This window comes from Xenorhabdus ehlersii, assembly GCF_003610465.1.
In the GTDB taxonomy this organism is placed as follows: Bacteria; Pseudomonadota; Gammaproteobacteria; order Enterobacterales; family Enterobacteriaceae; genus Xenorhabdus; species Xenorhabdus ehlersii.
Map to the genome: position 1 here is coordinate 193,047 of NZ_RAQI01000007.1, position 22,728 is coordinate 215,774.

General features: G+C 45.2%; 21 protein-coding genes and 1 riboswitch. Of the genes, 12 read left to right on the forward strand and 9 right to left on the reverse strand.

The features are described from left to right. Positions 1-231 precede the first annotated feature (231 nt). The 6 genes from malT to BDE27_RS18420 all read left to right on the forward strand — a co-directional run bounded on the left by malT (position 232) and on the right by BDE27_RS18420 (position 8,076). Complete coding sequence (gene malT / locus BDE27_RS18395; RefSeq protein ID WP_099130902.1) at positions 232-2,946, forward strand: HTH-type transcriptional regulator MalT; 2,715 nt, start codon at positions 232-234, stop codon at positions 2,944-2,946. 236 nt (positions 2,947-3,182) lie between these two features. Next, positions 3,183-4,436 (forward strand): class-III pyridoxal-phosphate-dependent aminotransferase, encoded by a 1,254-nt coding sequence (locus BDE27_RS18400; protein WP_099130901.1) that lies wholly within the window; start codon positions 3,183-3,185, stop codon positions 4,434-4,436. Beyond that, positions 4,430-5,491, forward strand: coding sequence for a zinc-dependent alcohol dehydrogenase (locus BDE27_RS18405; protein WP_099130900.1), 1,062 nt, complete (start codon positions 4,430-4,432; stop codon positions 5,489-5,491). The genes BDE27_RS18400 and BDE27_RS18405 overlap by 7 nt, the downstream gene beginning before the upstream one ends. Before the next feature lie 25 nt (positions 5,492-5,516). Then, positions 5,517-6,185 carry an HAD family hydrolase gene (locus BDE27_RS18410; protein ID WP_099130899.1) on the forward strand — a complete coding sequence of 223 codons (669 nt, stop codon included), beginning with the start codon at positions 5,517-5,519 and terminating at the stop codon, positions 6,183-6,185. Between the two features lie 128 nt (positions 6,186-6,313). Beyond that, entirely contained in the window at positions 6,314-7,465 is a 1,152-nt protein-coding gene (locus tag BDE27_RS18415; RefSeq protein WP_099130898.1) for an MFS transporter, read from the forward strand. A 14-nt stretch (positions 7,466-7,479) separates the two neighbouring features. Beyond that, the gene (locus tag BDE27_RS18420; RefSeq protein ID WP_099130897.1) at positions 7,480-8,076 is read left to right on the forward strand and encodes a DUF1349 domain-containing protein; all 597 of its coding nucleotides are present in this window, start codon (positions 7,480-7,482) and stop codon (positions 8,074-8,076) included. A gap of 117 nt (positions 8,077-8,193) precedes the next feature. Here the strand turns inward: BDE27_RS18420 and thiH are convergent, their stop codons facing one another. The 7 genes from thiH to BDE27_RS18455 form a co-directional block, all read right to left on the reverse strand. Then, positions 8,194-9,318, reverse strand: coding sequence for a 2-iminoacetate synthase ThiH (thiH, locus tag BDE27_RS18425; RefSeq protein ID WP_099130896.1), 1,125 nt, complete (start codon positions 9,316-9,318; stop codon positions 8,194-8,196). Continuing rightward, entirely contained in the window at positions 9,315-10,085 is a 771-nt protein-coding gene (locus BDE27_RS18430; RefSeq protein ID WP_099130969.1) for a thiazole synthase, read from the reverse strand. Before BDE27_RS18430 ends, thiH begins: the two co-directional genes overlap by 4 nt. 19 nt (positions 10,086-10,104) lie before the next feature. Continuing rightward, entirely contained in the window at positions 10,105-10,305 is a 201-nt protein-coding gene (thiS, locus tag BDE27_RS18435) for a sulfur carrier protein ThiS (protein WP_099130895.1), read from the reverse strand. After that, a complete protein-coding gene (locus tag BDE27_RS18440; RefSeq protein WP_099130894.1) occupies positions 10,302-11,087 on the reverse strand; it encodes a HesA/MoeB/ThiF family protein in 786 nt (261 codons plus the stop codon). Before BDE27_RS18440 ends, thiS begins: the two co-directional genes overlap by 4 nt. Continuing rightward, the gene (thiE, locus tag BDE27_RS18445) at positions 11,081-11,755 is read right to left on the reverse strand and encodes a thiamine phosphate synthase (protein ID WP_099130893.1); all 675 of its coding nucleotides are present in this window, start codon (positions 11,753-11,755) and stop codon (positions 11,081-11,083) included. The genes BDE27_RS18440 and thiE overlap by 7 nt, the downstream gene beginning before the upstream one ends. Next, positions 11,739-13,715, reverse strand: coding sequence for a phosphomethylpyrimidine synthase ThiC (gene thiC, locus BDE27_RS18450; protein WP_099130892.1), 1,977 nt, complete (start codon positions 13,713-13,715; stop codon positions 11,739-11,741). The genes thiE and thiC overlap by 17 nt, the downstream gene beginning before the upstream one ends. Positions 13,716-13,862: 147 nt before the next feature. Continuing rightward, positions 13,863-13,987: riboswitch (TPP riboswitch) on the reverse strand. 70 nt (positions 13,988-14,057) lie between these two features. Further along, positions 14,058-14,720, reverse strand: coding sequence for an HAD family hydrolase (locus tag BDE27_RS18455; protein WP_099130891.1), 663 nt, complete (start codon positions 14,718-14,720; stop codon positions 14,058-14,060). 155 nt (positions 14,721-14,875) lie between these two features. Between BDE27_RS18455 and nudC the strand changes: the two genes are divergently transcribed. From nudC to BDE27_RS18485, 6 genes are all read left to right on the forward strand, one after another. After that, complete coding sequence (gene nudC / locus BDE27_RS18460; RefSeq protein WP_099130890.1) at positions 14,876-15,643, forward strand: NAD(+) diphosphatase; 768 nt, start codon at positions 14,876-14,878, stop codon at positions 15,641-15,643. Between the two features lie 106 nt (positions 15,644-15,749). Next, positions 15,750-16,814, forward strand: coding sequence for a uroporphyrinogen decarboxylase (gene hemE / locus BDE27_RS18465; protein WP_099130889.1), 1,065 nt, complete (start codon positions 15,750-15,752; stop codon positions 16,812-16,814). A gap of 4 nt (positions 16,815-16,818) precedes the next feature. Continuing rightward, positions 16,819-17,496, forward strand: coding sequence for a deoxyribonuclease V (gene nfi, locus BDE27_RS18470; protein WP_099130888.1), 678 nt, complete (start codon positions 16,819-16,821; stop codon positions 17,494-17,496). A 76-nt stretch (positions 17,497-17,572) separates the two neighbouring features. Next, positions 17,573-18,163 (forward strand): YjaG family protein, encoded by a 591-nt coding sequence (locus BDE27_RS18475; protein WP_099130887.1) that lies wholly within the window; start codon positions 17,573-17,575, stop codon positions 18,161-18,163. A 185-nt stretch (positions 18,164-18,348) separates the two neighbouring features. Continuing rightward, on the forward strand, positions 18,349-18,621 hold the full coding sequence (gene hupA / locus BDE27_RS18480; protein WP_010848914.1) for a nucleoid-associated protein HU-alpha: 273 nt from the start codon (positions 18,349-18,351) through the stop codon (positions 18,619-18,621). Positions 18,622-18,668: 47 nt separating this feature from the next. Beyond that, positions 18,669-19,337, forward strand: coding sequence for a DUF1481 domain-containing protein (locus BDE27_RS18485; protein WP_244208840.1), 669 nt, complete (start codon positions 18,669-18,671; stop codon positions 19,335-19,337). Positions 19,338-19,377: 40 nt separating this feature from the next. Here the strand turns inward: BDE27_RS18485 and purD are convergent, their stop codons facing one another. Together purD and purH are read right to left on the reverse strand one after the other, a co-directional pair. Then, positions 19,378-20,676, reverse strand: coding sequence for a phosphoribosylamine--glycine ligase (gene purD / locus BDE27_RS18490; RefSeq protein WP_099130886.1), 1,299 nt, complete (start codon positions 20,674-20,676; stop codon positions 19,378-19,380). 30 nt (positions 20,677-20,706) lie between these two features. Further along, on the reverse strand, positions 20,707-22,296 hold the full coding sequence (purH, locus tag BDE27_RS18495; protein WP_099130885.1) for a bifunctional phosphoribosylaminoimidazolecarboxamide formyltransferase/IMP cyclohydrolase: 1,590 nt from the start codon (positions 22,294-22,296) through the stop codon (positions 20,707-20,709). Positions 22,297-22,728: the final 432 nt, after the last annotated feature.

A 22,728-nucleotide genomic window follows, 5' to 3' on the forward strand; every position in this document is an offset into this window, starting at 1 on the left:
GAGCTTTTTCGCAATTTCATAGAGAAATAGCAAGGTTGCAACCAAAGAATGTGACAAGGTGCAATTTAACACAATGAAATTAATCAACTTGTTTGCAAAAGATGGGCGTTTCTCTACATTTGTTGGTCGTAAAGGAATGTTAATGTGTAAGTGACTTAATAGTGTCAAACAGAATTCAGGTATCAGTTTTATTCGTTGCTTTTATTCATTGCGTGTGAGGGGAGAAATTTAATGCTTATCCCATCGAAACTCAGTCGCCCCCTTCGACTCAATAATATGGTTATGCGGGAGCGCCTGTTGGAAAAGTTCAATGAAATTCAGGATTATCGATTGGTATTGATAACCAGTCCCGCAGGGTATGGCAAAACGACCTTGATGTCACAATGGGCTGCCGGACAGGAGCATCTGGGATGGTATTCTCTCGATGATAGTGATAACCAGCCAGAACGTTTCGCTAGCTATCTGATTGCAGCCGTTCAGCAGGCAACGCAGGGACACTGTGTGAAAAGTGAGGTACTGGCCCAGAAACATCAATATGCCAGCTTATCTGCACTGTTTGCGCAATTATTTATTGAACTTAGCGAATGGCAGCAACCGATTTTTTTGGTGATTGATGATTATCATCTGATAGTGAATGGGATTATTCATGAAGCAATGCGCTTTTTTCTCCGCCACCAACCAGAAAATTTAACATTAGTGGTGCTATCACGCCATTTGCCATCGTTGGGAATTGCCAACTTACGCGTGCGTGAACAGTTATTGGAGATTGATAGCCAGCAGTTGGCTTTTGATTATCAGGAAACCCAGCAATTTTTTGCTAAGCGGTTAGCCAATCCATTGGCGCCTGAACACTGCGAACAGTTATGTAATGACGTTGCTGGGTGGGCAACGGCCTTGCAACTGATTGCCCTTTCTGCCCGTCAATCCGGTAATACGACTGAAAGTTCAGCAAAGCGCCTTTCGGGGATTAATGCCAGCCATCTTGCTGATTACCTTGTAGATGAAGTTTTAAACCGAGTGGATCAGAAGACGCGGAATTTCTTGTTGCATAGTTCTATTCTGCGCTCCATGAATGATGGACTGATTACTTGCCTAACGGGAGAGGAAAACGGTCAGCAACGTCTGGAAGATATTGAACGACAGGGGTTGTTTATTCAGCGAATGGATGATTCTGGTGAGTGGTTCTGTTTTCATCCTTTGTTTGCTTCATTTTTGCGTCAACGTTGTCAATGGGAAATGGCAGCAAAATTGCCCGAGTTACATCGAGCAGCCGTGCGAGGATGGCTGATGCAGGGATATCCCGGGGAGGCTATTCATCACGCCCTGGCAGCGGGAGATACTATCTTGTTACGGGATATTTTGTTGCAACATGCCTGGGAGTTATTTAACCACAGTAAACTTTCCCTATTGGGAGAGTGTATGAATGCACTGCCGTATGAACAGTTACTGGAAAGTCCTCGCCTGGTACTGTTGCAAGCGTGGCTGGCACAAAGTCAGCATCGCTACTATGAGGTAAATGCATTATTGAATCAGGCAGAGCAATCACTAAAGCAGAAGCAAATAGCCATTGAGCCGGAATTACTGGCAGAGTTTGATGCCCTGAGAGCGCAAGTGGCGTTGAATGATGGGCGACCCGTCGATGCTGATGTTTTGGCCGAAAAAGCGTTGGCTAACTTACTTCCAAGTAATCAATATGGCCGTATTGTAGCGATGTCAGTAAAAGGGGAAGTATTGCATTGCAATGGTCAGTTGGTCAGTGCATTGGCATTAATGAAGCAAACGGAGCAGCTTGCCCGCCTTTGTCATGTTTATCACTATGCTTTATGGGCGTTATTGCAACAAAGTGAAATTTTACTGGCACAAGGTTATTTGCAGGCGGCTTATGATACCCAGTCCCATGCTTTTGATTTAATCCGTGAACAGCATCTGGAGCAGTTGCCGATGCATGAGTTTCTATTGAGGATACGTTCACAACTTTTGTGGTGTTGGGCCCGTATTGATGACTCAGAAGAGGCAGCGCGTCAAGGGTTGGAAGTGTTGGACAATTACCAGCCACAGCAGCAATTACAATGTCTTACCCAACTGGCGAAATGTTCTTTGGTAAGGGGTGATATTGATAACGCTCGCCGTTACTTGACTCGCTGCGAAAATTTACTGAGTAATGGGCAGTATCACCGCGATTGGCGAACGAATACTGACGAGTTGCGTGTCATTATTTGGCAGACTTTGGAAGATAGCAATTCCTTGACTCAATGGTTGGTACAGGCAGAACGACCAGAGAGCTTTTGTAACCATTTCAATCAAAATCAATGGCGCAATATTGCACGGGCTAAAATCTTACTGGATCAGCATGAGGAAGCTGAATCTATTCTGGTGAAACTGAATGAATATGCCAGAAAATTGGCACTGGTCAGCGATTTGAATCGTAATCTTCTGTTGTGTAATTTGCTTTATTGGCAGCTTGGACGCAAGGCTGAGGCTCAGGATGTTTTGATAGAAGCCTTGAATTTGGCTAACTGCACAGGGTTCATCAGCCATTTTGTTATTGAAGGTGAGTTGATGGCATTGCAACTGCGCCAGCTTATCCAACTGAATATCTTGCCTGAAATGGAACAGCATAGAGCTCAGCGTATTCTCCGAGAAATCAATCGACAGCACCGGCATAAATTTGCCCATTTTGACGAAACGTTTGTAGAACAATTGCTCACTCATCCTGATGTGCCTGAGCTTATCCGTAATAGTCCACTAACTCAGCGTGAATGGCAGGTGCTGGGGTTAATTTATTCTGGTTACAGTAACGATCAAATTGCTACGGAACTGGATGTGGCAGCGACCACGATAAAAACCCATATACGTAATTTATACCAAAAAATGGGAATTACTCATCGACAAGAGGCTATTCAACAAGCCCAGAAATTAATGCAAATGATGGGATTGGGAGTTTAGTTATTAATTTCTAAATGTGATTTGTTTTGTATTTAATATAATTAATAGATATTAATGAATAAATATATGATTTTTCAAGTTTAAATTAAATTTTAAATTTGCTTAATATTTTTTATGGTATTTTCGTGATCGAAATAAAATTTGGATGTGCTTAATCTAGTCTCATCACAGTAGGTATGGTTTTTCGTTGTTTTATATAACTAGTCGTTTAATGTAACTAATAGTGGTGAGTCATTATGGAAAATAGAAACCATCTTGAAAGCATGCTTTCTCGTTTTATCGGTCATGGCCCTTATTTGATCATTGATGGTGAAAAATATATTGATGCGGCATCGGGAACTTTTAATTTGCCGCTCGGCTATACAAATCATCGGATTGCAGAAAAACTCAAACAACAGATTGACAGATGTACACATTTGAGCTCGGCTTATACACGTGAAATGTCACAATATATTTTAAGTAAATTAATTAAATATACACCTGAAGGAGTCGATCGCATCTGGCTGCGAGATGTTTCTGGATCGGGGGCAGTTGAATGTGCTATTCGCATAGCGCAAAAATCAACGGGACGCTCAGGCGTTATTTCACTCTTCCTTGCTCATCATGGGCAATCTCTTGCGACAGCTCAAATTTCTGGCAATGCATTCAGAATTAAAGACTTCCATATAAGTATTGATGGTTCAATAAAAATTCCTACGCCAGCCAGTGTCTTGGCAGGGCAATCACAGCCGAGTGAAGAACAATTTGTCGATTTAGAACAGTTTATTCAATTAGGCTCTAATGACAATATTGCATGTCTGATTATTGAACCGATTCAGGGGAATGGTGGCAACATGGTTTTCCCTGTGGCTTTCTACCGGAAGCTCAGAGAAATCTGTCGTCAGCATGGCATCATCATTATCGCGGATGAAGTACAAACAGGTTTTGGTCGCACAGGTACGTTCTTCGCATCGACGGGTTATGCCAAAGAACTGGAGCCAGATATCATCGTTTTCGCCAAAGGAGCAGGGGGTATCGGTATTCCAACGGGTGGTGTATTGATGCGTCATTCATTGGATATCCTGGAATCATTCGAACATTCCAGTACCTCTGGTGCTAATCCGCTCTCTTTGGTCGCCCTCAACGAAATTATCGATATTATTGAAGATGATCATGTTTTGGAAAATGTGCAACAAAATGAAGATTATCTGCGTGATGGTTTGTTGAAATTACAGGAGCGATATCCAGAGATTACGGGAGTGAGAGGTGTGGGGTATATGTATGGCTTTGACACACCAAACCCAGATTTTGCAGCGCAGGTGATTGCTACTGCTAACCGCCATCATTTGATCTTGCGTGGCTCCCGTTATGGCAAAGGAAGGGCAATCAAAGTTCGTCCACCATTGATTTGCACACAGGAACATTTGGCAGAAATTCTCCATAAACTGGAGCTGACTTTCTCAGAATTAACGACTATCACACAGGTACATAAGGAGGCTGTATCATGTTAGTACTTAAATATCATCAAACTTGGGATGTTGAAGTCCAGCAAGTTGAGCCTTTGTCTTGTATTGAACCCGATGATGTTGTTGTTGACATTGCAGTGTGTGGTATTTGTGGCACGGATGTGGGAATTATTACTGGTGCTTACCCTGTTGCCATCCCAGGAACCACTTTGGGGCATGAAACCACAGGCGTGGTATCCCAAATTGGCAGCGGTGTTACTCAATTTCAGGTGGGTGATCGTGTTGTTGTTAACCCAACTTACTTTTGTGGGCATTGCCGGATGTGTCAGACAGGTAGTCCTAACCATTGTGAGAGAAAACTGGGCACAGAAGCCGGGGTTTCCTATGATGGCGCGTTCGCAGAGCAATATTTGGCAAAAGAAAATTTGCTTATCAAGCTGGATGATCATGTCAGTATGGAGGAAGCCTCACTGACTGAACCACTAAGCTGCACAATAACCGGCGTGGATAAGCTGGGGATCACTCACACTAATATTCGTGCGGCAGTGGCAGGTGCTGGCCCGATGGGGATGCTGTACATTTGGGCGTTGCATGAGCGGGGCGTAAAAGCATTTATGGTCGAAAAGAATGAGAACCGAATTCAGTTTGCAAGAAATAATTTGCCACCGGAATGCCAGTTGTATTCTGACTTTAATGAAGCATTAATGCAGGAATATGGTGATACGTCAGCCCTGATTGATTTATGTGTGGATACAACGGGGCAGTTGACTGAATATATTTTTGATCATCTGGCACCGGGTGGAAAATTATTAAATGTTGCCCTGAAAGATAAACATGCCAATTTGGACATTATGAGAATTGCAGATAAAAGTCTTTCAGTAATAGGTTCCATTGATTCCCTGAATAATAGTTTTGAACGTGCCTATGCCATGATCCGTGATGGTGTAATCCCTGTTAAGCGTTTTATCAGTCAGATTTTTGATTTCAAAGATTACCAACAGGCTTTTCTTACTGTCGGCTGTGATATTGCATCGAAAACGCAAATTCCTCTCAGTACACCAAACTGCAAGGTATTAATTCGTATTTCTGACCTAAAATAATGGATTATTTTGAAGGACGACTTCGATGAATAGATGCAATGTTATTTTTGATATCGACGGAGTTATTGTCGATAGTGAACAACTGCATTTTGATGTATTGCTTGATGTATTAGGTAATGAGTTAGGTAATGAATTAGGAGAACAGGCACCTATTCAAATAAGTAATATCCAACCGCAGCAACTAATTGGGTTAAGTTTGGCGGAAACCTTAGATAAGGTTGGTGTTTCTCCATCGATGCAACAAGATATTACCGAAAAAATTATTTCGCGTTATCAAGAGAAATTGTCTGTACATTACTTGCGTCCGGGAATTAATGATTTGATTGCCGCCTTACAACAAGATGGCACTAACTTTGGGTTTGTTTCCACTGCGCCGCGTAATGTGTGTTTGGCCAATCTTGGTTTGTTGGATCTACATGAACCACCTGCCTTAATTTCTGGCGATGATGTGGAAAGAACTAAACCCTTCCCTGATCCTTATTTGGCTATGCTGAAATTGAAGAAGATGGATGTTCAGCAAACGTTGGTGATTGAAGATACTGATTTGGGGATTGCGGCGGCAAAGCAGGCCGGTATTCCGTGGATATATGCCTGGCCCCATGCATTGTCGGTAGCAGAGCAGTATGAGCAGGCTTCCCGTGTCATTGAGAAGCTAACGGATATTCTCCAGTTTTCAGGAATAAATATAAAGTGATTTTTTATTGAGGACCACTATTTGGCGCTTTCCGCCAGAACGGTGGAAAGCGTTGTTTAAAAGGTATTGTTTTAAAAGGTATTGTTTTAAAGGGTATGGTTTGAAGGATATAGTTTGGAGGAGTCAAATTGTCTGAAGAATATGCAGTCTCTTCAATAAAGCAGCCTATCATAGCAACGCGAATTTCGTTTTTTATTGCGGGATTCAGTATTGCGAGTTGGGCGCCGCTGATCCCATTGGTGAAGGAACGACTGGGTCTGGATGATGGTTCAATGGGGCTTCTGATACTGGTGTTTGGTATTGGTTCTTTCATTATGATGCCAATAGCGGGAATGTTGGCAACTCGCTTTGGCTGCCGGAAGGTTTTTGCCTTTTTTGCCTTGTTAGCTGTTTTGATATTACCGGGGCTAAGCGTGTTCTCAGCCCCGCTGACATTGGCTTGTGCTTTGTTTGTATTTGGTATGGGAATTGGGGCGACAGATGTGGTGATCAATATCCATGCGGTCAATATTGAGAAAAGAGTACATCAACCGATTATGTCGGGTTTTCACGCATTATTCAGCTTAGGGGGAATTGCGGGAGCCGGTACTGTCAGCCTATTGTTGTTTTTGGGGATCTCACCATTTCAGGTCACCATTGCCGTAGGGGTAATTGTTATCCTGTTATTGTTGCCAACATGGAATGGAATGCTGGATAACACCGAAACGGAGGATACGCCATTTTTTGCCTTGCCGCGTGGCATTGTTATCCTGATTGGCTCTCTCTGTTTTGTGGTTTACTTGATGGAAGGCTCCATGCTGGATTGGAGCGGGATCTTATTAAGTAGTGTGCATAACATAAGTAGTCATCAGGCGGGTTTTGGTTATACGCTATTTGCCATTACCATGACTGCGGGGCGATTTTTGGGTGATAAGATCATTGCAACATGTGGATATCGGCGCGTATTTTTAGGCAGTGCGATTTTGGCGACGTCAGGTTTTGTCCTGATCTATCTGGCAACCAGCACGATTCAGTTGGGAATTTCTTTCCTGATGATTGGAGCGGGACTATCCAATTTGGCGCCGATGTTTTTCACTGCTTCGGGCCAACAGAAAGTGATGCCTGATGCGTTGGCAGTATCTGCCGTTTCTACGATGGGATATTCAGGGATTTTGCTTGGGCCGGCAATTATTGGCGGTTTGGCACATCAGGTAACATTACATGGTGCTTTTGCCTGTATTGCTGTGCTTTCCCTTTCATTGTTAGCGGGATATGGTTTGGTTAATCCCACCAAGAAATAACAGGGTAAATATTGATGAATTTGCAGCAATGTCATTGGTTGAATGAACCTGCTTTATGGCGGTATCAGGATAATGAACTTCATGTCACGACAGACAATAAAACCGATTTCTGGCGTGATACATGGTATGGTTTTCAGCGTCATAGTGGTCATGTGTTTGGTGGCTATCTTGATGATTTTAAACTTGAAGAAGGTTTTACCTTCCAGTTTTGTATCGAAGGCCAGTTTGAACAATTATATGATCAGGCTGGTGTTATGTTATTGGTGGATGAGCAACATTGGCTAAAAGCGGGGATTGAACATTCTGATGGGCAGGCAACCATCGGCAGTGTATTGACAAATGGATGTTCTGATTGGGCCATGGGAATTTTCCCTGGTAATCCAGCGAAGTTTTGGTTACGGCTGACTTACCATGGTGGTGCTATCAGGTTGCAGTATTCCACCGATGGTGTGACATGGCCGTTACTGAGATTGTCTCCTTTTACCGTTAGCAATCAGCGGATTTTTGTCGGGGCGATGTGTTGCTCACCAGAACGTGAAGGATTGCAGGTGAGGTTTTCAGACTTTAGCCTAACGTCATCGTTGAAAAAGCACCTGCATGATTTAAGTTAGATCTCTATTAAGAGAGAGCGGGTTGCAGCGTGGTAACAAGGGAACGTATTTCTGACCACCCGTTTCATTAATGACCATAATGTGCATTTTACTGCACATTAATGGTTTTCTAGCAAATCATCGGCCTAAGTAATTATCCCAATCTTTCCAGACGGGTTGTAAACCTGATTTGACCAAGGCTTCGGCGACCTGAAAAACAGAACGATTGTCGTGGGGGGCGAATTGTTCCAGCTCGTGGTGTTCATCGGCGTAACCGCCTGGCTGGGTTTTTGAACCTGCACTGATATTGTTGATCGCGAGAGGGACAACGTGATCACGGAAAAAGGGCGATTCACGGGTGGAAAGGGAAAGCTCGACATCGGGTGCCAGCAGGCGGAAAGCGCAAATCAGTTGCACCAGTTCGGCTTCATTCATTAAAGAAGCGGGTTCTATACCGCCTGCACAGGGGCGCAAGCGTGGAAAAGAGATGGAATAACGGCTTTTCCAGAACTGTTTTTGCAGAAAGAAGAGGTGCTCAGCCACCATATAACAATCTGTTCGCCAATTGTGGGATAGCCCAATCAAGGCTCCCAGCCCAATCTTGTCTATTCCCGCTCGACCAAGGCGTTCCGGTGTTTCCAATCGCCAGTGGAAATCCTGCTTTTTACCTTTCAAATGATGCAGTTGATAACTGGGCTGATGGTAGGTTTCCTGATAGACCATCACGCCATCCAATCCCAATGTTTTCAGTTCAGTATATTCCTCTTGCGCCAATGGCTGAACCTCCATTGAGACAGAGCTGAAATGACGGCGGATCAAGGGAAGATAGCGCCGAAAATAATCCATGCCAACTTTGTTTTGGTGTTCCCCTGTCACCAGCAGAATATGCTCAAATCCCAGTTTTTTTAGTGCGAGGCATTCTGCTTCAATTTCCTGTTCATTGAGTGTCTTGCGCTTAATGTGATTGCTCATGGAGAAACCACAATAAGTGCAGTCGTTGGCACACAGATTGGAAAGATAGAGCGGGATAAAAAATCCCACGGTATTACCAAAACGTTGGCGAGTGAGTTGTTGTGCGCGTTGGGCGAGTAGCTCAAGATAAGGTAGTGCAGCAGGGGAGAGCAGGGCCATAAAGTCATCCAACGTCAAGCGAGTACTGTTTAGTGCATGTTCAATGTCCGGTGATGTTTTACTGTTGATGCGTAGGGTGATGTCATCCCAATCCAGTTGTTGCCAGCGCTGGCTAAATGTTCTGTTTGTCATAGTACCCCCAGAAAATCGGTCAGCGGGCTGGAAGCCTCAGCATGGGATTTCTGGCTTGCTACGCCTGCTTGATGTGAAAGTTCACCGGCTTCAATGGCGGTTTTGAATGCCTGGGCCATCTTAACGGGATTGCGGGCAACAGCGATGGCGGTATTAACCAGCACAGCATCCGCACCCATTTCGATGGCAGTCAGTGCATGGCTCGGTGCTCCGATCCCTGCATCCACAACAACGGGTACGTTGGCCTGTTCGATGATGATTTGTAGAAAATCGCGGGTCAGTAACCCTTTATTTGAGCCAATAGGGGCACCTAATGGCATAACGGCAGCACAGCCGACTTCTTCCAATCGGCGGCACAGGACAGGATCCGCGCCACAATAGGGTAAAACGATAAATCCCTCTTTGACTAGCTGTTCTGCCCCCTTTAATGTCTCAACGGGATCGGGCAACAGGTATTTTACATCGGGGTGGATCTCCAATTTAATCCAGTGAGTTGCCAACGCTTCCCGTGCGAGGCGAGCGGCGAAGATGGCTTCTTCCGCGGTTTTAGCTCCAGAGGTATTGGGTAGCAGTTTGATACCCAATTGTTGCAGTGGTGCAAGAATGCCATCGTCATTATTGCCGTGAAGATCGATGCGTTTCATTGCCATTGTTACCAGTTGGCTGCCAGAAGCGCGGATTGCATCGATCATGAGTCCTGCATTGGCAAACTTGCCTGTTCCGGTAAATAAGCGGGATTGGAAGGTAGTATCTGCAATTTTTAACATAAAATAACCTCCGGCAATATCAGCCACCAGCAATGGCCTGAAACAGCAAGATAGTGTCCCCGTCATTAATCTGATGGGTTTGCCACTCTGAACGCGGAATAATGGTTTGATTGATAGCCAAAGCGGTCCCTGATTGCGTGCGTTCTATATGTTCCAGCAATTGTTGCACTGTCATGGGTGCATTCAGTGTCATTGGTTGATCGTTGACAATAATGTTCATGCGACTTCTTTTCCTAACCGTTTTTTATCGGCATGTCTGGTCGCGCCACAAATTGGGCACTGCGATGAGCGAGTAAGCTGTAATGTGCTCCAGCTTTGCTGTTTACCATCAAACAGCCGGAGTTTTCCGTCTAAGGAAGAAGAAAGGCCAGCCAGCATTTTTATGGCTTCCAAGGATTGCAAAGTGCCGATGACTCCAACGATAGGGCCTAAGATACCGGCTGTCCGGCAATTTCGGTGAGGTTCTTCTTGGTTAGGATAGAGGCAGGCATAGCAACCGTGCTGGTAAGGGGGAGTCAATACCATTAATTGCCCACTAAAGCCAACGGCACTACCGCTGATGAGTGGTTTATTTTCTGCAATACAGGTGGCATTGATGGCATGGCGAGTTGCCATGTTGTCACAGCAATCCAAAACCAGATCGACTTTACTGACAGCATTAACCAAAGATTCACGACCTTGCCGCTCAGTGAGTGCAGTGATATTGATTTGCGGGTTTAGTTCAGCTAGTTGTTTTGCTGCTAATTGGGCTTTGTTGGCAGGAATATCTGCTGTGCGATAGATAATCTGGCGTTGCAGGTTTGAGATATGCAACTTGTCATCATCTGCCAAATAAAGGTGTCCTACTCCTGCTGCCGCGAGATAGAGCGCAGCCGGTGATCCTAATCCACCCAAGCCGACAATCAATACTTTGCTGGCTTTTAGTTTCTCTTGCCCTTCGGAGCCAATGTCTTCCAGCAATAATTGGCGGCTGTAACGCATAAATTCTTGATCGTTTAACATAAAAGCCCCCGATCTTGTCCTTCAACCAGATGAAGCAATCTTGCCGTTGCCTGTCGCCAATCTTTCGCTTTTGTAATGGCACTGACCAGTGCTACACCACCGACTCCTGTTGCTACCACGTCCGGTATTCGTTCCAGCGAAATGCCACCAATGGCGATAGTAGGATATTCCGGTGTGATCTCCACCTGATGTTTTAATGCTGCAAGGCCCTGTGGTGATGAGGGCATCTCTTTGGTGGTGGTGGGGAAAATATGCCCTAACGCGATATAAGAGGGGCGCAGGGATTTTGCCCGCGCCAGTTCTTGTTGATCGTGAGTAGAAATGCCCAGACGCAATCCGGCTTGCTGGATGGCATTGAGATCGGCGATATCGAGGTCTTCCTGCCCCAAATGAACGCCATAGGCCTGATGCTTGATTGCCAGACGCCAATAATCATTAATGAACAAACGGGCGTTATATTGGCGACCAAGCGCGATGGCGGATTGAATATCCTTCTCTGCTTGTTCTTCAGACAGGTCTTTGATGCGCAATTGCAGGGTTCTGACACCGGCTTCCAGTAATCGCTCAATCCACATTAGGGAATCCACAACCGGATAGAGTCCCAACCTATGCACTGTTGGAGCAAAAGGGGTTTGTGGGAGTGTTGGAATATCAGGCTGATTTTTCATGCACCACCTCCTCCGCACTGTGATAGAGTTCGCTGCCACGGGAACGGAATTCTTCTGACATCTGTTCCATACCTGCTTTCTGTTCTAGTTTTGCTGCATAATCTCGCACGTCTTGTGTGATTTTCATTGAACAGAACTTTGGTCCACACATGGAACAGAAGTGGGCAACTTTGCCGGATTCCTGTGGTAAGGTTTCATCGTGATAAGCGCGAGCGGTGTCAGGATCAAGCGCCAGATTGAATTGATCTTCCCAACGGAATTCAAAGCGCGCTTTCGACATGGCATTGTCACGGATTTGTGCACCCGGATGGCCTTTGGCGAGATCAGCCGCATGTGCCGCGATTTTGTAAGTAATCAGGCCTTGTTTGACATCTTCCTTGTTGGGCAGACCGAGGTGCTCTTTGGGAGTGACATAACACAGCATGGCACAGCCAAACCAGCCAATCATGGCGGCGCCGATGCCAGAGGTGAAATGGTCATAACCAGGGGCGATATCAGTCGTCAGTGGCCCTAATGTATAAAATGGGGCTTCGTGACAATGCTCCAGCTCTTCCGTCATATTACGGCGGATAAGTTGCATTGGGATATGCCCTGGCCCTTCAATCATGACCTGAACATCGTATTCCCATGCGATTTTAGTCAGCTCACCGAGGGTATACAGTTCTGAAAATTGGGCTTCGTCATTGGCATCCTGAATTGAGCCAGGACGCAATCCATCCCCCAAAGAGAGGGAGACGTCATAGGCTGCACAAATTTCACAAATTTCGCGGAAGTGGGTATAGAGGAAATTTTCTTTATGATGGGAAAGGCACCATTTCGCCATAATTGAGCCGCCACGGGAAACAATACCTGTCAGGCGCTTAGCGGTCATTGGTACATAACGCAGCAGTACACCAGCATGAATAGTAAAATAATCTACGCCTTGTTCGGCTTGTTCCAGTAAAGTGTCGCGGAACATTTCCCATGTCAGGTTTTCTGCGATGCCGTTAACCTTTTCCAGTGCCTGATAAATCGGGACAGTACCAATGGGAACCGGACTATTGCGCAGTATCCATTCGCGGGTTTCGTGGATGTAGCGTCCGGTGGAGAGATCCATCACTGTATCTGCACCCCAGCGGGTAGACCAAATCAGTTTTTCCACCTCTTCTTCAATGGATGATGTGACGGAGGAATTACCGATATTGGCGTTCACTTTCACTAAGAAATTACGACCAATAATCATCGGCTCAGATTCAGGATGATTAATGTTGGCGGGAATAATCGCGCGGCCGGCAGCCACTTCTTGGCGGACAAATTCTGGTGTGATGTTTTCCGGTAAGTTAGCACCGAAATTTTGCCCTGCATGTTGCTGGTGCAAGATTTCACTGTGAATACGTTCACGCCCCATATTTTCGCGTAGTGCGATAAATTCCATTTCTGGTGTGATGATCCCTTGGCGTGCATAGTGCAACTGGGTAACCCGTTTGCCCGATTTGGCTTTTAGTGGATGCGGGCGATGATGAAAGCGCAGGTGATCTAGTCCGGCATCAGTAAGGCGCTGTTGCGTGAAATCGGAGCTGAGAACCGAAACAGGCTCGCTATCATTGCGTTCATCAATCCACGGTTGGCGGCGTTTAGGTAAGCCTTTCTCGACATCCAGTATGGCCGCCGGATCGCCGTAAGCGCCAGAAGTGTCATAAACGGGAACGGGTTCGTTTTCCTCAAATTGGGGATTTTCTTTTGTGCCACCAATGAGTGTAGGAGAAAGTTGGATCTCACGCATAGGTACTTGAATATCTTGACGTGAGCCTTCAAGGTAAATGCGATTTGAATTGGGAAAAGTGATCCCTTGAACGGAATGGATAAATGTTTGTGCCGCATCTCTTTGAGCCTTACGGGGCCGTGCTGGCTGGATTTTAGGCGAGATATCAGCCGTTGGAATAACAGTATCCGAAATAACGATATTGTTGGACTTAGACATAGCAAATTCCTGACTGTGTTATCGCCTGTCTCATTGTTGAGCAGACTTAAGTTGAGAAAATTGCTTGTCTGGAGCTCGCAGGGAGTAATGGTTGGTGCTGATTGGTATCTGTACATGTATTTGCATAGATGTACGATGACTGGCAGCGGGGTGATTACTCTTGTTCCCTTCGCGGGTATTAGCCCGATCAGGTTCTGCGGATCCCGAATTAACGGTCTCAGCCTGTGTCCATCGTGATATACGTTGAACGCTAGGCACTCCGACAAGAAAAAACACCCCAAAGTATAAAGGGGATTGTGAAAACTACAACCCCCGTTTTGGGGAACAGCACACTAAATTATTTTATAAAACCCACTTCAACTGTTTCCAACCGCGTATTTCAGCTTCTGATTGCAATTTATTATCTGCGTTAATAGTAAAGACTTCGTCAGCAAATAAACACATTGGCAAGTCATTTATGGAATCGGTATAAAATGAGATATGTTGTGGGGATAAGTTTTGTTCTTCAAGCCATTGTTGCAGGCGGGCAACTTTGCCTTCACGGAAGGTTACAATTCCCTGAATATCGCCAGTATAGCACCCCGCTTTCATTACCATATCAATACCCATTGCTGTCTGGATGCCAAATGCAGCCGCGATTTTTTTAACTATGAAAGAAACGGTAGCGGAAATAATAATGATTGGGATGTTCTGCTGTTGGTAAATAGCCAATTGTTTTTTGGCGGCAGGATAAAAAATGGGTTTGATTTTGGTTTCCACAAAATCGGCCAACCAGATATCTATTTGTTCAGCAGGAATTTGTTGGAGTGCCTGTAAACTGAAAGCCAGATATTTCTGCATATCCAGCTTACCCGCACAGTAATCAGATATCATTTTTTGATCTGCTTCGATAAAACGAGGATCGGTAATAATTCTTTTTTCCCATAGATATTCCGTCCAAAGGCGGCCGGAATCCCCACAAATCAGTGTTTCATCCAGATCAAATACAGCGATTTTCTTTGACATTACTGTGATTCCTAATTGAAGAAGGGTATTCAGAAACAGGGTTAATATAACAAGATTGAAGACGAAATAAGATAAAAAGGCGTATGCTTTGTTTGTAGTGATTTTGGGCAAAGTATCATGGGAATAATGACATAACCAATGATGGAACAGATATTATGCAACAAAAACTGATAGGTAGAGAACAAGGCTGGTGGATTGTCAGTCTTGAAAATCGGGTTTGGCTACCACAAGGGGAGTTACCTTTAGGTACGGCCAATCAGTGGTCATTGCAAGGTCAGATAGCACAACCCATCGGTGAGTGGTTAGGGGAAACGGTTTGGTTGGTTCGTCAGAAAATGGCTTCAGATATGTCCTCTCCCCGTTTACTTGCTGATCGGGATGCTAAGTTATTTCAGTTGGTCGGGCGTGGGGTGCAATTGGCTGAGTTTTATCGGTCACATCACTATTGTGGTTATTGTGGTCATGAGATGCAGCATAGTCAGCGTGAATGGGCCTGTTTGTGCAACCATTGCCATGAACATTACTATCCACAAATTGCACCCAGCATCATTGTCGGTATTCGCCGTGATGACCATATCTTGCTGGCACAACATCAGCGTCATCGCAATGGGGTCCATACAGTGCTGGCCGGTTTTGTTGAAGTGGGGGAAACTCTGGAAGAGGCTGTGCATCGTGAAGTGATGGAGGAGAGCGGGATTAAGATCCGTAACTTGCGCTATGTCGCCTCTCAGCCGTGGCCTTTCCCGAATTCATTGATGGTGGGTTTTCTGGCCGATTATGAGAGCGGTGAAATCAATATTGACCCCATCGAACTTATCAGTGCAGGTTGGTATCGTTATGATAATCTTCCCTTGATTCCTCCCCCTGATACGATTGCTCGCCGTTTAATTGAAGATACGGTTGCGTTATGCCGTTATCAGTAATCATCACGTTATTGGAGGTTATGCCAGAAGTTCAAATTCAGGCATGTTAAACTGCGCCAGTTTTCTCGTCTGTTTGTCGTGCATAAATTAATCAAGGGAGCTTGCCATGAATGAGTTGAAAAACGACCGCTATCTGCGTGCCTTATTGCGTCAGCCCGTCGATATCACACCGGTATGGATGATGCGTCAGGCCGGTCGATATTTACCTGAATATAAAGCTACGCGTCAGGCGGCGGGAGATTTCATCTCGTTATGTAAAAACACCGAATTGGCTTGTGAAGTTACTCTCCAGCCCTTACGCCGCTTTCCACTGGATGCAGCTATCCTGTTTTCTGATATTTTGACTATTCCTGATGCGATGGGATTAGGGCTGTATTTTGAAACGGGAGAAGGGCCACGTTTTCATTCTCCGATTCAGAATCATGCTGATGTAGAAAAATTGCCTGTGCCTGATCCCGAACTGGAGTTAGGCTATGTTATGGATGCAGTGCGGGTTATCCGTAAAGCATTGGCAGGGCAAGTTCCTTTGATCGGTTTTTCTGGTAGCCCGTGGACATTGGCCACATATATGGTTGAAGGCGGAAGCAGCAAGGCTTTCACCAAAATTAAAGCCATGATGTATACGGCGCCTGCTACATTGCATATGTTACTGGATAAATTGGCAAACAGCGTTATTCTATATCTGAATGCGCAAATAAAAGCCGGCGCTCAATCTGTCATGATTTTCGATACTTGGGGTGGGGTTTTGTCTCATCGCGATTATCTGGCGTTTTCCCTGCAATATATGCATAAAATTGTTGATGGTTTGATCCGCGAACATGAAGGACGCCGTGTACCTGTTACTCTGTTCACCAAAGGGGGAGGGCAGTGGCTTGAGGCGATGGCGGCGACAGGATGTGATGCACTGGGTTTGGATTGGACAACGAATATTGCTGATGCACGTCGGCGCGTTGGAGATAAGGTCGCCTTGCAGGGTAATATGGATCCATCCATGCTATATGCCCAACCCGCACGAATTGAAGAAGAAGTTTCGACAATTTTACAAGATTTTGGTGTGGGCAGTGGGCATGTTTTCAATTTGGGGCATGGCATTCATCAGGATGTTCCGCCAGAGCACGCAGGCGCATTTGTCGAAGCAGTACATAGACTTTCAGTAAAATACCATCAATGATTTTATGATTGATACAAAGGCATTACGTCAGGAACAGATAGAAAAATCACGGCTGGTTATCCGCCATGATGCTTTTTCTGCGTCTTTTACGCCAAGGTTCATTGCGGGTGCTGATGTTGGGTTTGAAAAAAGCGGTACGGTGACGCGTGCCGCCATTGTGGTATTGCAATATCCCTCACTAGAATTGGTCGAGTACCAAATTGCCAGAATTGATACGGTACTTCCCTATATCCCCGGTTTACTCTCATTTCGTGAATATCCTGCATTGATAGCTGCATGGCAAAAATTAAGTTTGCGGCCTGATTTGGTGATGGTGGATGGTCAGGGCATTGCCCATCCTCGGCGTTTTGGTATCGCCAGCCATTTTGGGGTATTAGTGGATGTTCCCTCTATTGGGGTGGCAAAAAGCCGTTTGTGTGGTGAACATGTGCTGGTAGGCGAGGTTCAGGGAGACCGTCAGCCATTGATGGATCACGGTGAACAAATTGGTGTCGTATTGAGAAGTAAAAAAAGATGCAATCCGCTCTATATTTCCCTTGGACATAGGATCAGTATTGATAGTGCGGTCTTTTGGGTTGAGCAGTGTATGAAGGGGTATAAACTGCCTGAACCTACCCGTTGGGCGGACGGGATTGCCTCAAATAGACCGTTTTTTGAGCAAACAATACAGAAAAATCTATAATTGTGGCGGAAAAGTGTGGATATTCTTGATTTTCAGGTAAACTTCGACGCAAATTAGGCATTATGAGTAACGACCAATGTTAAGAAACCCGATCCACCTGCGGTTGGAGAAACTCGAAAGTTGGCAACATTTGACTTTTATGGCTAGTCTATGTGAGCGGATGTATCCAAATTATCAGGCATTTTGTCTCCAAAGCGGATTTGCAGACCCTGTACAATATCGCCGCATTCTGGATCTTGTGTGGGAAATTTTGGTCGTTAAAGATGTAAAAGTGAATTTTGATAATCAGCTGGAAAAATTGGAAACCATTATCCCATCATCAGAAGATTATGATATTTATGGTGTGTATCCAGCGATTGATGCGTGCATTGCATTGAGTGAAGTAATTCATTCTCGTCTGAGTGGCTCGACGTTAGAGCATGCAATAGCCGTCAGTGAAACATCCATCCGTACTGTTGCTATGCTGGAAATGACGCAGGCCGGTAGGGAACTGACTGAGGATGAGTTAAAAGTATTACCAGCCATTGAGGAAGAATGGGACATTCAATGGGAGATTTACCGTTTGTTGGCAAATTGCGAAGAACGGGACATCGAATTGATTAAAGGATTAAAGGCTGATCTCCGTGAAGCGGGGGTTAGCAATATCGGTATAAATTTGGCGCAATAACTTATAAAACGTGACTTAGTGCTTGATTTGCCGTATTTAAAGGCTTCACATTTGCCCTCACTCTGTTCTACATTGGGGGGCGAAAAGAAGTGGCTATCGGTGCGTGTATGCAGGGGTGCTGTCAAATCGGCATATCCGTCGCACTCGATGCTTTGCAAACGATAAACACACTGTAAGGATAATCTATGAATAAGACTGAATTAGTTGATGCAATTGCAGCAGGCGCAGACCTGACCAAAACTCAGGCTAAAGCTGCTCTGGAGTCAACTCTGAATGCAATCACTGAATCTCTGAAAAACGGTGATGCAGTGCAGCTGGTAGGCTTTGGTACTTTCAAAGTTAATCATCGTGCAGAGCGTACTGGTCGTAACCCACAGACTGGTAAAGAAATTAAAATCGCAGCAGCAAACGTACCTGCTTTCTCCGCTGGTAAAGCACTGAAAGACGCAGTTAAGTAATCGAATTGCGAAAAAAAATAAGAGGGGGAAATAAACCCCTTTTGTTGATTCTACAGGGGCTGTTAGCATTAGGGTTCATCTCTTTGCTCAGCGCCTGTTCGATTCAGCCAAAAACACCTCTTTTCAGCGCCAGCGGTTTTGTAACTGACAGCGGCGTTATTCGTTTATGGCGTTTAAACGATCAAAACAGTAAACCTCAGGTTATCATGAGTGTTTACAGCCCCTACCACAATAAAGCACCCCATAATAAAGATACCATTGTTACTTTCTACGAATATCGTCATGGCAGTTTGTGGCAAATCCGCCGCAATGTGTTTGATAATCCACCAATTGCAGAGACATTACGTATTTCCCAAGATAATTCTGTCATTTTTAAACTACGGCAATTACAAAAACGTAATGAACCGTTGTCCGATGATGATGTGGCTCGTCTGACATTTGATGCTAAGCAGATAGAAAAAATCAGCGACGCTTTAATTGCAGATGAGGTTAAGTTGTTACAAGGGCATTGGCAGAATGGACGAGTTACCACCTGTTCAGGAAAACAATTATTCATTGAATTTGAGCCTCACGCGCAAAAATGGCTCGAAGAAAGGCAAAGCAATAGCTCCGGTTTACTGACTATTGCATGGTTAGATTCGACTGAAGGCAAAAAGTTATTGTTGGTCGCCAATGATGATTTTTGTCGTTGGGAACCGACGAAAGATAAGCTGTAATTCTGTACTTCCGTCGGCTTAGGTTGAGCTATTTCTTGGTCTACTTCAAACGGGCAATAGCTCGGTAGCCAATATCTTTACGATAAAAGCACCCTTCCCAGTTAATTTGTCCGGCTCTCAGATAAGCTTTTTTCTGGGCATCTGCAATATCGTAACCTAAGGCAGTAACACATAAGACACGCCCGCCCGCGGTGATAATATTTTCATCCTTAAAGGCTGTCCCTGCGTGGAAGACTTTTTCATTGATATCAGATTCATTGACATCTGATTTTTTCTCTAACCCACTGATAACGTCACCTTTGGTATAACTGGCCGGATAACCTCCCGCCGCCAGCACGACGCCTAAGGCAGGACGATCGTCCCATACAGAGATTTTTTCACCTAACTGACCTTTAGCTCCGGCAAGACACAGTTCGACCAAATCAGAACGTAGACGCATCATGATAGGTTGGGTTTCGGGATCACCAAATCGACAGTTAAATTCGATCACTTTCGGTTCACCCTGTTTATCAATCATCAATCCCGCATAAAGAAAACCAACATAGGTATGGCCTTCAGCTGCCATTCCTTCCACAGTAGGGTAAATGATTTTTTCCATCACTCGTTGGTGGATCTCATCCGTGACTACCGGTGCGGGGGAGTAAGCCCCCATTCCTCCGGTGTTCGGCCCTGTATCACCGTCACCTACGCGCTTGTGATCTTGACTGGTTGCCATAGGAACTACATTGTTGCCATCCACCATGACAATAAAACTGGCTTCTTCTCCTGCCAGGAATTCTTCAATGACAATACGATGCCCGGCATTACCAAATGCATTACCTGCCAGCATATCTTTGACAGCGCTTTGTGCTTCTTCCAGGGTTGTGGCAACTACTACACCTTTACCGGCAGCCAAACCATCAGCTTTGATAACGATTGGAGCGCCTACCTTTTCCAGATAAGCCAGTGCGGGTTCAATTTCTGTGAAATTCTGGTAGGCCGCTGTAGGTATATGATGACGGGCAAGGAAATCTTTGGTAAAGGCTTTGGAACCCTCCAATTGAGCAGCCGCTTTTGTCGGGCCGAAAATAGTCAGCCCTGCCTGTTGGAAAGCATCAACGACACCGATAACCAGTGGTGCTTCAGGACCAACAATGGTCAGGCCAATATCATGATCTTGAGCAAATGCCAGCAACCCTTCAATATCTGTCGCGGCAATATTCACATTTTCTAAGTTAGCTTCCAACGCGGTGCCCGCATTACCTGGTGCGACATAAACCTTGTTTGCCAGAGGTGATTGCGCTGTTTTCCAGGCTAATGCATGTTCTCTTCCGCCACTGCCAATAACCAATATGTTCATCTGGGTTTCCTATTAATAAGACATAAGCTGTTAATGGCGAAAATGGCGCATGCCAGTGAAAATCATGGCGAGACCGTGTTCATTGGCAGCGGCAATCACTTCATCATCACGAATGGAGCCACCGGGTTGGATAATACAGCTCACACCTACAGCCGCTGCGGCATCAATACCATCGCGGAATGGGAAAAATGCATCTGAAGCCATGGCACAGCCCTGAACTTTTAATCCTTCATCTGCTGCCTTAATACCAGCGATTTTGGCAGAGTAAACACGGCTCATTTGTCCGGCTCCAATACCAACGGTCATATTATCCTTGGCATAAACAATCGCATTGGATTTGACGAACTTAGCGACTTTCCAGCAGAACAGGGCATCTTGCATCTCTTGTTCCGTTGGCTGACGTTGGGATACAACAACCAGATCATCGTTTGTCACCATACCTAGATCGCGATCTTGTACCAGCAAACCGCCGTTAACACGTTTGAAATCCAAGCTGGCAACAGGAGAATGCCATTCGCCGCACGCCAAAACGCGGACATTTTGTTTTGTCGCCAGAATTGACAGTGCTGCTTCACTAACAGAAGGCGCAATGATGACTTCAACAAATTGACGTTCAATAATGGCCTGAGCGGTGTTGGTATCGAGCTCACGGTTAAAAGCAATAATGCCACCGAATGCGGAAGTAGGATCGGTTTTAAAGGCGCGGTCGTAGGCGGTATAGATATCAGATCCAATCGCAACGCCACAAGGATTGGCATGTTTGACAATGACACAGGCTGGTTTGCAAAAGCTTTTTACACATTCCAGGGCGGCATCGGTATCCGCGATATTATTATAAGAGAGTGCCTTACCTTGTAACTGGGTTGCCGTAGCAATTGAAGCTTCTGTGATTTGGTCTTCTATATAGAAAGCAGCATCTTGGTGGCTGTTTTCACCATAACGCATATCCTGCTTTTTAATGAAGTTGAGATTCAGCGTGCGGGGGAAACGTCCTGATGGCTGATCAGTTTCGCCATAGTATGGCGGAACCAATTTGCCAAAATAATTGGCAATCATGCTGTCATAAGCGGCGGTATGTTCAAACGCCTTGATGGCTAAATTAAAGCGAGTGGAATGTGTCAGCGAATTTTGGTTGTTATCCATCTCATCAATAATTTTGTCGTAATCCTGGCTACTGACAACAATCGCCACATCTTTGTGGTTTTTGGCAGCAGAGCGAACCATTGTTGGGCCGCCAATATCAATATTCTCTACCGCGTCTTCCAGAGAGCAATCTGGTTTTGCTACGGTTTGAGCAAAGGGGTAAAGGTTAACGACCACCATATCAATCTGTGAAATCTGGTGTTGTGCCATGACTTCATCATCCTGTCCACGTCGACCCAAGATGCCGCCATGAATTTTAGGGTGAAGTGTTTTGACACGCCCATCCATCATTTCGGGGAAGCCTGTATAGTCAGAAACCTCGGTGACATTCAATCCTGCTTCGGCCAGCAGACGAGCAGTGCCTCCCGTTGAAAGCAGTTCGACACTGCGATTGGATAAAGCTTTGGCAAATTCAACAATCCCCGCTTTGTCAGAAACACTCAGCAGGGCACGACGGATTGGACGAAGCTGTTGCATTGGTGTGATATCCCTTGAATTTCATAAAACAAGAATGTGCTATTGGGAAAATCCACTGATTGAGAGAAAAAAATGGTTTCTGCAATAACATTTCAAAACAATCTGAAAAAACACTTGGTGATTTTTCCTGCGCAGATTGTAACGAAAACGTTTGCGTGATGCTCGATAAATTTTATCAAAATATCACTTTGTGGATAAATCTGTGCATATATAGGTATAAGGCGGTATTTTGCTGTGTAATTCATCAAACGATAATTATTTCAAAAAAAACTATTGCCAGCGCCGTAAAACCCCCTATAATGCGCCACCACTGACCGACGCTGAGCTGAAACAGGCCGCGCAGGACGGTGAGAGAAAAGCGAAAATAATCGCTTGACTCTGGCGGCGAAAAGCGTAAGATACGCAGCCTCGCAACCCGGAAGGCACTTCCGG